The sequence below is a fragment of the Bacteroides difficilis genome (assembly GCF_048319815.1).
GTDB lineage: Bacteria > Bacteroidota > Bacteroidia > Bacteroidales > Bacteroidaceae > Bacteroides > Bacteroides zhangwenhongii.
On sequence record NZ_CP182814.1, the window covers coordinates 244,961 to 257,913 of the forward strand.

Below are 12,953 nucleotides of genomic sequence, written 5' to 3' on the forward strand. Positions count from 1 at the left end.
TTCTTTTTCTAAAATCAGCTGCAAAGTTATAAGAAAAACAGGCTTCCGATTTAAAACCATTGAATAAAATAAAACTTTTACAACCTTCATCCGGCATTGTTCCTGCTCCTTTTCAGTAGGTAACACTCCAGAGCCTGCATCATAATCGCATCCTCTTAGTGTACAGAGTCAAGGATTCTGTATTCCGGGCATTATCATTCTGCGATGATCCATAAATATAGCTTTACTTATCAACTGCGGATATCGGGTAGCAAATATACAAGATAAATTTCAGACTATCACACAACGAACTAAATATGTATCCCATATTGATGCTTCACTTCAGCCATCACAAACGTGCTTTCCAGTGATCCCAAGCTATCAATCGTCCCCAACACATTCAGAATAAACTCCTGATAATATTTCATATTGGGAGCATGAATCTTCAACAGGTAATCATAACTTCCTGATATGTTATAACATTCGGTTACTTCAGGAATATCCTGTATGATCCGTGTAAACTCGGCTGCTATATCCCTGTTCAGACGTCTAAGCTTCACACGGCAGAACACGACAAATCCCTGATTCAGCTTTTCCGCATCCAACACGGCAATATACTTCTTTATATATCCTCCACTCTCCAACCGTTTAAGACGTTCAAAAACAGGAGTTGAAGAAAGGCTCACCCGTGCAGCCAGCTCTTTAGTTGTCAATCGGGCGTTTTCTTGCAAAGTACGGAGTATTTGCAAATCGACTCTATCCAGTTTATCAAAAGTATCCATAAGAAAAATATTCTTCTAAAAGGTGACTTTTAGGAATAATGCAGATACATTATTCCATATAACGGCACAAAAATAGCATTATTTTCTATACTTAAGCCAAATATTGTTCGATATATCTACATCCCATAACTTTGCAAGAAAATAAAGAAAGAATATAAAACTTAAAAAACATACGATTATGGCAACAAAGAATTTACATTTCGAGACTTTACAAGTTCATGTAGGACAAGAACAAGCAGATCCGTCAACAGATGCCCGTGCAGTACCCATTTATCAGACTACCTCTTATGTATTTCACAACTCTGCTCACGCAGCCGCACGTTTCGGCCTGCAGGACCCGGGAAACATCTACGGCCGCCTGACCAACTCCACTCAAGGAGTTTTTGAACAACGCGTAGCCGCTCTTGAAGGAGGAGTAGCAGGGCTGGCAGTTGCTTCGGGTGCCGCTGCTATCACTTATGCTTTCGAGAACATCACTCGCGCAGGCGACCATATTGTAGCAGCCAAAACTATTTATGGAGGAAGTTATAACTTACTGGCTCATACCTTACCCAGCTATGGCATCACAACAACATTCGTTGATCCAAGTGATTTATCGAACTTTGAAAAAGCCATTCAGGAAAATACGAAAGCCGTATTTATCGAGACGCTGGGAAATCCGAACTCAAATATCATTGATATAGAGGCAGTAGCTGAAATAGCTCACCACCACAAAATTCCTTTGATTATTGATAACACGTTCGGTACTCCGTATTTAATCCGCCCCATCGAACACGGAGCAGATATCGTAGTACATTCTGCAACAAAATTCATTGGCGGACACGGTTCTTCATTAGGAGGAGTCATTGTAGATTCGGGCAAATTCGACTGGGTAGCTTCCGGCAAATTTCCACAACTAACCGAACCTGATCCGTGCTATCATGGCGTACGCTTCGTTGATGCAGCCGGTCCGGCTGCCTATGCCATCCGTATCCGGGCTATTCTGCTGCGCGACACAGGTGCCACCATCAGTCCATTCAACGCTTTTATCCTGTTGCAAGGCTTGGAAACTCTTTCCTTGCGCGTAGAACGCCATGTAGAAAATGCATTGAAGGTAGTGAATTTCTTAAACAATCACCCGAAAGTGAAGAAAGTGAACCATCCGTCATTATCCAATCATCCTGACCATGCACTGTATCAACGTTACTTCCCGAATGGTGCCGGTTCCATTTTTACTTTCGAGGTAAAAGGCGGACAAGAAGAAGCACACCGCTTCATCGACAGCCTGGAGATTTTCTCCCTGCTTGCCAATGTTGCCGATGTGAAATCATTGGTGATCCACCCGGCAAGCACTACCCATTCACAGCTCAATGCACAGGAACTCGCCGAACAGGAGATTTATCCGGGCACCGTACGTTTATCAATTGGAACGGAACATATTGATGACCTGATTGCGGATTTGGATCAGGCGCTTGCCAAAATCTAACACTCAATCATTGAACTTTCCATGACTACAAGATGTTATACCAATATAACATTAAAACATTGCAGTTATGGAAAAATATTTAATACACAGTAACGAACTGCATCTGATAGACGCAGAGAAAATCCATCAAGCCGTAGAAAAGCTGGTGGAGTCACTCGATTTAGCCGCCGGATCTACTACAAACTTTAATCTCTATCAGGTCGTAGAAAATTATTTCAAGGATCTTGAAAAAAGAAGGAAAATCAATCACGTACTGGGGATTAAAGAAGACAGATACGAGCTAGCCGAAGATTTCGGTATTAAATAAAAGTAAATTCATTCAATCACACCAGACTATTGTTCTAAATAAAACGAGAGAGTTCCACAAAAGTGAGACTCTCTCGTTTTCTATTATATACGGTATGATAATCAGCCTTGATGCACTGTAAGCTGCGGGAACGGGAAATTGATACCCTTTTCATTGAAGGTTTCGTAAATAGCCTTGTTGATGTCGAAATAAACTCCCCAATAATCCGAGCTGTTCACCCAAACACGCGCTACTACATTCACACTGCTTGCGTCCAATGCATGAAGAGCTACAAATGGGGCGGGTTCATTCAGGATACGCTTATCGGCAGCAAGAATCTCATAAACGACTTCCTGTACCTTGTCATAATCTTCTCCATAATCGATTCCTACAATCCACTCTACACGACGAGTCACCTGATTACTATAATTGGTAACCACACCGCTACTCATCGCTCCGTTCGGTACATAAATCACTTTGTTATCCGCAGTAGTCAGAATAGTGTGGAAAATCTGTATTTCTTTTACTGTGCCCGAAACGCCCTGACTTTCAATCCAATCGCCTACTTTATAAGGTTTGAACAGCAACACGATCAGTCCTCCGGCAAAGTTCTGCAAGTTACCGGATAACGCCATACCGACAGCCACACCGGCAGATGCCAGCAAAGCCGCAAACGAAGTTGTTTCTACTCCCAAAGCACCGACAACCGAAATAATCAACAGAATAGTCAATAGGATATTCACCAAACTCCGGACGAAAGTTTTGATACTTATATCAACCTTTCTCTTATCCATCAAACGCCCTACAAATTTATTGAGCATCGAAATAAGGAAACGCCCTACGATAAAGACAATGACCGCTATCAGGATACGTTCTCCGGCACGAATACCAAAATCAATCAGTTGTTGGGTTATCAATGAAAGCTTGTCCAAACCTTCAGCGTTGGCAATCGCCTCTTTCATCAGCTCATCTGCGGCCACTTGCACGGAATCCGCAGCTTGTGTTGCTTGAAATAATAGTAACATAATCTAAATGTATTAAATGAATAAATGGTTGTTTGTCCTTTTTAACGAATTGCAAAGTTATATTGTTTTTAGCAAATCTAAAAGTTTTTTTTGCTTTCCTCCTGTAAATGCTGTATTTTTGCATCCGATTCACTGGTAGGGGTGCCTTAACATGACGGGCTGAGAACATACCCATAGAATCTGAACCGGGTAATGCCGGCGTAGAGAACTAACAAATAAGCAAGATGAAAAGAATTGTTATGATGGCCATCGCCTTATCGGGCGCAGGCTTTGCTGTCCATGCACAGACGAGTGCTAAAGCGGACAGTCTGAAAGTTGTAAACCTGCAAGAAGTGCAGGTAGTATCCACGCGTGCTACGGCGAAAACTCCGGTAGCATTCACCAATGTAAGAAAAGAACAGATCAGTAAACAGAATTTCGGACAGGATATCCCATTCCTATTATCTGCCACTCCTTCCGTACTGACAACCTCAGATGCCGGAGCGGGAGTAGGATATACTACGATTCGCGTTCGCGGAACGGACGCTACCCGTATTAACGTCACCGCCAACGGTATTCCGATGAACGATGCGGAGAGCCACGCTATCTTCTGGGTAAATACTCCCGACTTCGCCTCTTCTCTGGAAGATATGCAGATTCAACGGGGAGCAGGCACATCGACCAACGGTTCGGGAGCATTCGGCGCCAGTATCAATATGCGTACGCAAAGCATTTCATCCCAACCATACGCCGAAGTTTCCGGCTCTTACGGTTCATTCAACACGCACAAAGAAACGATCAAAGTCGGGACCGGGCTGATTAACAAATATTGGGCATTCGATGCGCGGCTCTCTAATATCCAGAGTGACGGATACCGCGACCGCGCCTCATCAGACCTGAAATCATATTTCGTGCAAGGCGGTTACTTCGGTGAGAGCACAACGATCAAGTTTATCACTTTCGGTGGAAAGGAGAAGACTTATCATGCTTGGGACGGTATCAGCAAAGAACAACTGGAGAACGACCGGACATATAATCCGAACGGAGTCATTCTGGATGATAATAAAGGAAAAGGTAATCCGATCGGCTTTTATGATGATCAAACGGATAATTACCGACAGACACATTATCAACTTCTGTTCAATCATATCTTCTCTCCGGCATGGAATCTGAATATCGCTTTCCATTATACCAATGGCTTCGGTTATTATCAGGAATACAAGAACGGACGTACATTGGAGGAATATGGTTTGAAGCCTTTCTACCTGCCGGATAACAGCGAACCGCAGAAGAAAACAAATCTCGTACGCCAGAAGTTGGTGGACAGTGATTTCGGCGGCGGTATCTTCTCTCTGAATTACCAGAATGAAAGACTGAACGCTTCGCTAGGCGGCGGACTCAACCGATACAGTAACGACCATTATGGAAAAGTTTTGTGGGTAAAGAATTATACCGAACAACTCGACCCGGAACATGAGTATTACCGTAATAACGGCGGAAAGACGGACGGGAATATCTATTTGAAAGCCAATTACCAACTGACCGGCAGCCTGAGTGCCTACGCAGATCTGCAATACCGTTATATCCGTTATACGATTGATGGGGATAATGATAAATGGGACTTCACCGCTACTCCCGAGCGTTTGCAGCGACTGGATGTGAGAGAACACTTCAGCTTCTTCAATCCGAAAGCCGGACTTTTCTGGCAAATCAATCCGAACCATAGCACATACGCCTCTTTCTCGGTAGCTCAGAAAGAACCTACCCGCAACAATTATACGGATGGAATGTTTGACGAACATCCCACAGCGGAAAAGTTATTGGACTATGAGTTGGGATATACCTACCGTAGTGAATGGTTTACGGCCGGTGTAAACCTGTATTATATGGACTACACAGACCAGTTGGTATTGAACGGAAAGACCAATGATATAGGCGAAGCGATGGCAGAGAACGTAAAAGACAGCTATCGCATGGGGATCGAGTTGTCATTAGGCGCAAAATTCAATGATTGGCTGCGTTGGGATCTTAACGGCACATGGAGCAAAAACCGTATCAAGAACTACGTAGGTTATGTGTATGATGAAAGCCTGGTGAATGGTGAGATTGTCGATGACTTATATACGCAGACAGCTATCGAGGGTGGAAACACTCCGATCGCCTTCTCTCCTTCTTTCATCGGAAACAGCCTGATTACTCTCGGAAGCAACGGACTGGAAATTGCTCTCCAGTCACAATATGTCAGCCGCCAGTATCTCGACAATTTCGGTACAAAAGAGAATTCACTCGATGCTTATTTCGTCAATCACCTGAGTGCCTCTTACTCCTTTAAAACCCGCCACACAAAGCGAATCACGATAGGAGCTACCGTCTATAACTTGTTCAATACGAAATATGAGACAAACGGATACTCCCAAAGTGTGGCACTTTATGAGAATGGGGATAAGACAAAAGCGTATGCGATAAAGCATGATCCACGCTTCTACCCGATGGCAGGTACCAATATTCTGGCACACCTCACCCTCCGTTTCTAAATAAAATACAGGCTTGAATGATGGATATGAATTTCCTTGAAATATTCGGTACAGTAGTCGGTTTGGTCTACCTTTGGTTGGAATACCGGGCAAGCATCTATCTTTGGATAGCGGGTATCATCATGCCTGCTATCTACATCTTCGTCTATTACAAAGCGGGGCTGTATGCAGACTTCGGTATCAATATCTATTATCTGATAGCGGCGGTCTATGGATGGTTTTTCTGGATGTGGGGACGAAGAAAAGGAAAAAGCCGGGAATCTGCCGACATGGAAAAAAATGATAAATTGCAACAACTTTCTATCGTCCATACTCCGTGTAGATATTATCTCCCTCTTTTCTTTGTATTTATCATTTCATTTCTCGGCATTGCCTGGATACTTATCGAGTACACCGACAGTAACGTGCCATGGTTGGATAGTTTCACTACGGCACTAAGTATTGTGGGTATGTGGATGTTGGCACGCAAGTATATCGAACAGTGGTTTGCCTGGATTCTTGTCGATATAGTCTGTTGCGGACTTTATATTTATAAAGACCTTTATTTCACCTCTGCTTTATACGGACTTTATTCCATTATCGCTATCTTTGGCTACTTTAAATGGAAAAGATTAATGAGCGTACCATGATAAACGAGCACTATACTCCTGAGGCTGTGATACTTGCCAATGGCGAATATCCTACCCATCCTCTTCCTTTACGAATGTTGGAAGAGGCAAAATTCGTAGTTTGCTGTGACGGGGCAGCCAATGAATATATTTCACGCGGACATACTCCGGATGTGATTATCGGCGACGGTGACTCCCTTTCACCGGAATATAAGGAATTGTTTGCTCCTATCATCCACCGGATAGCCGACCAAGAGACGAACGACCAGACCAAAGCTGTCCTGTTTCTGCAAAAGAAAGGCTATCGGAAGATTGCCATCGTAGGAGCCACCGGCAAACGGGAAGATCATACATTAGGAAATATCAGTCTGCTCATAGACTATATGAAAGAGAATCTGGAAGTCAGAACTATTACCGATTACGGTGTATTTATGCCCGCCAGTGGTACACAGACATTCGAGTCGCATCCCGGTCAGCAAGTTTCCATTATCAATTTCGGAGCAAAAGGATTGAAAGGAAAAGAATTGGTTTATCCTCTCAGTGACTTTAGCAATTGGTGGCAAGGTACACTCAATGAGGCTACAGCCAATCAATTCACAATCCATTGCATAGGAGAGTATCTTGTTTATCTTGCTCATTAAGACAAAAGACCGAAATGAAATAGAAAAACCCTACTTCATTTCAGCCATTTTTAGTAACAACACTAATTATTAATCAGTAGTATATATTTCATACTTTCTATTAAAGTTTGCATTAAGCCCTGTTCTCATTTGAGTAATGCGTAAAGCAAAGAGGTCATCCCTCTCCGCCCAATAATAATCAAAGGAATTAGTCCATTGATTAGTTTTCTCTTTGCTAAGAAAATCTACAGATCGTTTTCCATAAAAATCAAACAACCCCCAAATAACTTCTGCATCATGCATAAACCATTCCCATTGATACATGGCAGATATGAATCCGTTTAGGTCTATGTTCAAATAATTATCCAAAGAAGAATGATAAGTGAAATTATGAGAACCGTCACTATACAACCTCTCCATATTACCACCGGAATAAATTGGTGTCCAAATCTGCGTAACATTTCCCTCATATTCCAACTTACTTATATTCTTGTTCGAGTTATAAGTAAACGTACTTACTCCTCTGCTAGCGTCATAACCTTCCCATATTGTTGTCAAATAACCGTTAGAACCAACCAAGCCTGTATTAACGATTTTCCCATTAAACCACAAATAAACCTTTGTATCATCATAGGTGAACGTATAAGTCTTACTTGGAGTTTTATATCTCATGATACGTCCCTTACTATCATATTCGAAAGTATAAGTATTCGATCCGTCAACAACAATCTTTGTAACTTTTTTATCTGCTGCATACGGTCTATAAGGATTATTATCATCTATTCCTCCAATCTCTCCTTCGCCTTCTTCTTCCGGTTCAGGAGACGATACTTTATAATAAATCAACTTCAGATAATGCTCTTCGTACTCTATAATCAAGACCAGAATATTTTTTCCCAATGTATATATTTCATAATGCGCATCCGAAATTGAAACAGAATAAAAGTCATCGGACAAGCTCCAATCCTGTTTCATTGTATTGCCATCGGGAAATGTCTCTATACAGCTTCCATCATCAAAGAATTCCAACATAGAATCCTCTGAAATATCTTCTCGGGATATTTCTTTTCCATTCTCGTCCACCACAGTTTTAGACGATAGTTTCCATCCTCCTAAAAGCATTTTGCGCGCTTGCGTATTCCCTTTTTCCAACACAACGGTTTCGTATCCATCAGAAATACAACTTGATATCACAAAAAGACAAAATAATATCGCTAAAGACATTTTTATCCGTTCCAATAGTAAATATGTAGTTTTCATATTTTATCCTCCTATTTATTTAATCTCAAATTCCACTCTACGGTTAATTAATCTGCCTTCTTCCGTATCATTGGAAGCAATCGGCTTAGTCATTCCATAATAAGTATAAGAAAGTTTGGAAGGGCTGACACCTTTTTTAATCAAGTAATCATAAACAGCCTTTGCTCTTTTTCTAGAAAGTTCCAGATTAAAATCCTCTTTCCCAACATTATCCGTATGTCCTTTGATTTCGATGCAAAGATTCGTCCTTTTCATCAACATTACTATTTTATCAAGATAAGCATACGAGTTCTTATTTATAGAACTTTTCCCAAACTCAAAATTGATGACGTCTACCGCACAAATAGTTTTTCCTGTAATGGGTTTCTGAGCAACAATTAAATCAAGAATTTCTTCCAATGTATAACACGGTTTTTCCTTTTCAACGACTATCGGTGCTTGTTCCACGATGACAGATGTCTCAGTCTTAATAATCGAAATCGGTTTTTCTTTCTTGGGTGTCTTTTTAAAAACACTCAAAGGAACGGATAAAGCGGCAGTTAGCTCTATTCCTTGATGTCTACGCATACCGGTAATATCATATATCGCTTGATTAACGGCAATAGCTTCTCCATCTTTCTCTTTACCGCCATAAGTATTTGTAATGCCATATTGATAATTAGCCTCCAACGCCAGATAATTTTTTTTTTCAGTAGCTATCTTAACAGGTATTCGAACACCAAGCCCGGCTGCAACACTGAAATTCATTTTGGAAAGATTTGCATCACTAACCTCCAAAGGGTCCCATTCATACGCTTCACCATCATAATATTCAGTATAGTTAATTTTACCTCCCCTGGCTATCCCCAATATAGGAGTTACATAAATGTAAGGACTTACTTTAGATGGATTAGAGAAATTGTAAATAAGAGGTATACGAAAATCAGTATATTTCGCTTTTAATTTATAAAAGATATTATCATCTTTTATTTCAGCACTTCGAGAAAGAAAAAGTATCTCCGGACGAATAGTGAACTTTCGTTTCTCGCCTAAATCAAATTCAGCGAATAGTCCTCCGACTCCATTGGAAAGCCATTCGGGACTGTAAGAATCAAGATTTGAATAATGCATAGTAGAGAGATGTACTCCCCCTTTTACACCGAACCTTATCCTATCAGACTTATCATCTGATTGCGCCATAGCCAAATCACAAAAATTACTACATAAAATAATAAGAAAGAATAATACAATATTATAAGTTTTCATATCAACGGCCAATTTAAAGGGTAAATAAACAGATCAATCATAATTTCACAAGTTTTAATAAAGTTCCATCCATACTCCAACGGTATTCATCTTCTCCTTTTGCATGATTATTCATTATACCCACTCGTTCGTCCAATTCTGAAACATTACAAAAAGAAGCATTTTCATATTTCTGAAAAAATGCAGTTTGGTTCCAACCAGAATAGCATTGTTTATATCCTTTTTGATTTATCTCATCATAATACCAAGTACATCCATAAACGTGTGGTTCGAGTTTATCCACTATGCTATAATGATCCTCACCCAGAATTCCTCCCCACCGATTATTCTTATCGATATTCTCTCCCTGTATTGTCACATCTGCAAAACATGCTCTTATGTGATCACCACCCCTATTTTCCCCTAAAATACCACCAACATTTCTCTGTTGACTCTTCTCCGGCACAGCCTTGTCATACATACAATTTTTTAACTGTATATGTCCTTCAAAACTACAAAATGAGCAATTACTGCTCATACCCACAACTCCTCCTACATTCAAATATAAACCTTTATAATTCGAAATACTAATATCACCTTCAACTCTTAAGTTATTCACATTACTCCAGCTAGACAGAAAGCCAAGATAAGCCTTTGATAATGAACAATCACCCATATCCATTGAGATATTCAGCCCTGTTATACGATGCCCTTGTCCATCAAAACGTCCTGAAAAGAAAGAAGTCCATTCATCACCTACCGCCGAATTCCAACCAATTGGAGTCCATTCTTTACCATTCAAATCTAAATCTGTAGATAACTTATAAGTTGCATTCACATAATATGGAAACATGTAATCATGCGTATTATCTATTTTAGCTTTATTGCAGACTAATATATGTAAAGCCGTTAATTGTTTAACACTATTGATAACAAATACACACTTAGAACCATCTGTATCAAAAATAGAAGGATTGCCCAACCATTTCTTTGCCATAACAATATCAGTTGGATAGCTACCATCCCAAACATACTCATTTTTTTGGTCATCTGGTGACTCATCCCCACCAGGTACATCATTTTCATCTAATACTCTTTCATCATTCGATTCATCTTCATTATTACTACATGAAGTCATGAACCATCCTAGTAATAACATAGTACATAAAAGCTTAACTTTCATAATTAATATATGTTTGCTCTGTCCGCAGTCCCCAAGGCAGAATTTATAAAAACGGAAACGTGGAACTGCGTGCCATTCCGTCAACGAAGGTCCTGAGAAAACCAAGAGTACAAAATGGACAGCAGTCCCACGCTATACACGTGAGAACCGCTCATGCCATTCTTGTACTCTGTTGAAAATTTCTCAGGTTTTCGTTGACAAGAATGAAGCACAACGCTTCTTTTTATCTTATTTACAAAAAAGCTTTAGAACGCCTTCTTTAGCTATGTCGGCAAATATACATATCTTTTAATGATTTACCATACACTTGCCCTTATTTTATTATCAATTCTTAAATCATTGAGCATATTATCACACATAATCCATGCTATCGAAGCTATTTACCAAGGTTATTGTTCATCTCAGACATAGACAAACGTACTGTAAATTTCTATTAAAATTCAACTCTGATACCGAAAAAGACAACTTACCTTTTCCTACACTTTGCAGCTAGAAAGCCTATATTTTATAACTTAAAAGTGACAATAGAAGTATAAAACTATTCTATTGTCACCATTTATCGTCACTGAATCAATTCTGATTATGAGCATGCTATCTTTCAAAAGTAACAAGTGACAATAAAAGCCGTATTTTAAATTTCCTCGTAAGACAAAACTTCCATACGATTAAAGCGCTAGTAGATACTTTTTAAAGTCCGCAAAGTCTTTAGACATAGGCAGGCTCTTCTTCTCACCTTTCATAAACTCCTGCAATTTGCCAGGGATTTCCACAGCCTCGCCAATAATACCTTCTACTGTTTCGAGGAACTTGGCAGGATGAGCTGTTTCCAAGAATACTCCGGTTTCACCCGGTTGCAAGCCGTCCATCAACGCACGATAACCGCAAGCACCGTGAGGGTCAAGCAGGTAATGATGATCTTTCCAAGTCTCTTTCACTGTCTCGCGAATTTGTTCGTCGGTATAAGTAGTTCCCGAAATCTCGGCTGAGATAGCCGCATGAGAACCTCCGTACAAATCGAGCACACGGGCAAAGTTACTCGGATCGCCCACGTCCATGGCGTTGGCAATGGTAGCAATGGAAGGACGGGGACTGTATTTACCGGTTTGCAGATATTGATAGAAAATATCATTACGGTTGTTGGCGGCAATAAAACGCTTCACAGGCAAGCCCATCTTTTTGCCAAACAATCCAGCTGTGATATTTCCAAAGTTTCCGCTAGGTACACAGATCACTGCATTGTCCGCCTTTCCGGCACGTTTCAACTGGGCGTATGCATAGAAATAATAAAACGCCTGCGGAAGAAAACGGGCTACGTTAATGGAATTAGCGGAAGTCAAAGAAAGATGTTCATTCAACTCCTTATCCATGAAAGCCGACTTTACCAATGCCTGACAGTCGTCGAATGTTCCGTCCACTTCGAGCGCGGTAATATTCTGTCCCAACGTAGTAAATTGCTTTTCCTGAATCTCACTGACCTTCCCTTTCGGGTAAAGCACATATACATGGATACCTTCCACTCCTAAGAATCCATTAGCCACCGCACTTCCCGTATCACCGGAAGTCGCCACCAGCACATTTACGTTCTTCTGTCCTTCTTTCTTTATAAAATATCCCAGCAGACGTGCCATGAAACGACCGCCTACATCTTTGAACGCCAAAGTGGGACCATGGAAAAGTTCGAGGGAATAAATATTCTCCGATACCTTTACCAACGGTACATCAAAACTCAAAGTATCATATACAATCTGCTTCAACGTTTCTGCCGGAATGTCTTCTCCAAAGAAAGCATCGGCTACACGATACGCTATCTCTTGAAAAGACAACGTATCAATCGTATCGTAAAACTCTTGCGAAAGAGGTTTGATGGACATCGGCATGAACAAACCTTTGTCTGCGGCAAGGCCTTTAACGACTGCTTCTTGCAAAGAAGCGATCGGAGCCTGTTTATTGGTACTATAATATTTCATTGTTATTATTTTAAGTTCACCACGGATTACACGGATTCACA

11 protein-coding genes, 1 pseudogene and 1 riboswitch are annotated in these 12,953 nt (G+C 40.7%); of the genes and pseudogenes, 5 read left to right on the forward strand and 7 right to left on the reverse strand.

Annotation, left to right across the window (positions count from 1 at the left end; genetic code table 11):
* Positions 1 to 72: 72 nt before the first annotated feature.
* Together ACNOGP_RS01035 and ACNOGP_RS01040 are read right to left on the reverse strand one after the other, a co-directional pair.
* Positions 73 to 258 (reverse strand): annotated as a pseudogene (locus ACNOGP_RS01035) (alpha/beta hydrolase); the annotation flags it as partial.
* Positions 259 to 290: 32 nt separating this feature from the next.
* A complete protein-coding gene (locus ACNOGP_RS01040) occupies positions 291 to 761 on the reverse strand; it encodes an Lrp/AsnC family transcriptional regulator (protein WP_195532588.1) in 471 nt (156 codons plus the stop codon).
* A 178-nt stretch (positions 762 to 939) separates the two neighbouring features.
* Here ACNOGP_RS01040 and ACNOGP_RS01045 point away from each other — a divergent pair, with 178 nt between their 5' ends.
* Positions 940 to 2,226 (forward strand): O-acetylhomoserine aminocarboxypropyltransferase/cysteine synthase family protein, encoded by a 1,287-nt coding sequence (locus ACNOGP_RS01045; protein WP_418213865.1) that lies wholly within the window; start codon positions 940 to 942, stop codon positions 2,224 to 2,226.
* Positions 2,227 to 2,293: 67 nt separating this feature from the next.
* Positions 2,294 to 2,533 carry a hypothetical protein gene (locus tag ACNOGP_RS01050; protein WP_032839875.1) on the forward strand — a complete coding sequence of 80 codons (240 nt, stop codon included), beginning with the start codon at positions 2,294 to 2,296 and terminating at the stop codon, positions 2,531 to 2,533.
* Positions 2,534 to 2,634: 101 nt separating this feature from the next.
* On the opposite strand, the gene ACNOGP_RS01055 is transcribed toward ACNOGP_RS01050, so the two are convergent.
* Positions 2,635 to 3,537, reverse strand: a complete 903-nt coding sequence (locus tag ACNOGP_RS01055) for a mechanosensitive ion channel family protein (protein ID WP_143869089.1) — start codon at positions 3,535 to 3,537, stop codon at positions 2,635 to 2,637.
* 127 nt (positions 3,538 to 3,664) lie between these two features.
* Positions 3,665 to 3,761, forward strand: a riboswitch (TPP riboswitch).
* Here ACNOGP_RS01055 and ACNOGP_RS01060 point away from each other — a divergent pair.
* The 3 genes from ACNOGP_RS01060 to ACNOGP_RS01070 are packed head-to-tail and all read left to right on the forward strand — an operon-like array spanning position 3,762 to position 7,299.
* Positions 3,762 to 6,050, forward strand: coding sequence for a TonB-dependent receptor (locus ACNOGP_RS01060; RefSeq protein ID WP_418213866.1), 2,289 nt, complete (start codon positions 3,762 to 3,764; stop codon positions 6,048 to 6,050).
* A gap of 20 nt (positions 6,051 to 6,070) precedes the next feature.
* Complete coding sequence (gene pnuC / locus ACNOGP_RS01065; protein WP_029425893.1) at positions 6,071 to 6,679, forward strand: nicotinamide riboside transporter PnuC; 609 nt, start codon at positions 6,071 to 6,073, stop codon at positions 6,677 to 6,679.
* Entirely contained in the window at positions 6,676 to 7,299 is a 624-nt protein-coding gene (locus ACNOGP_RS01070) for a thiamine diphosphokinase (protein WP_418214722.1), read from the forward strand. Before pnuC ends, ACNOGP_RS01070 begins: the two co-directional genes overlap by 4 nt.
* Positions 7,300 to 7,368: 69 nt before the next feature.
* Here the strand turns inward: ACNOGP_RS01070 and ACNOGP_RS01075 are convergent, their stop codons facing one another.
* The 4 genes from ACNOGP_RS01075 to thrC form a co-directional block, all read right to left on the reverse strand.
* The gene (locus ACNOGP_RS01075; protein ID WP_418214795.1) at positions 7,369 to 8,538 is read right to left on the reverse strand and encodes a hypothetical protein; all 1,170 of its coding nucleotides are present in this window, start codon (positions 8,536 to 8,538) and stop codon (positions 7,369 to 7,371) included.
* 15 nt (positions 8,539 to 8,553) lie between these two features.
* Positions 8,554 to 9,783, reverse strand: coding sequence for an OmpA family protein (locus ACNOGP_RS01080; RefSeq protein ID WP_418213867.1), 1,230 nt, complete (start codon positions 9,781 to 9,783; stop codon positions 8,554 to 8,556).
* A 37-nt stretch (positions 9,784 to 9,820) separates the two neighbouring features.
* The gene (locus tag ACNOGP_RS01085; protein ID WP_418213868.1) at positions 9,821 to 10,945 is read right to left on the reverse strand and encodes a hypothetical protein; all 1,125 of its coding nucleotides are present in this window, start codon (positions 10,943 to 10,945) and stop codon (positions 9,821 to 9,823) included.
* A gap of 665 nt (positions 10,946 to 11,610) precedes the next feature.
* On the reverse strand, positions 11,611 to 12,912 hold the full coding sequence (thrC, locus tag ACNOGP_RS01090; RefSeq protein ID WP_418213869.1) for a threonine synthase: 1,302 nt from the start codon (positions 12,910 to 12,912) through the stop codon (positions 11,611 to 11,613).
* Between the last annotated feature and the right edge of the window lie 41 nt (positions 12,913 to 12,953).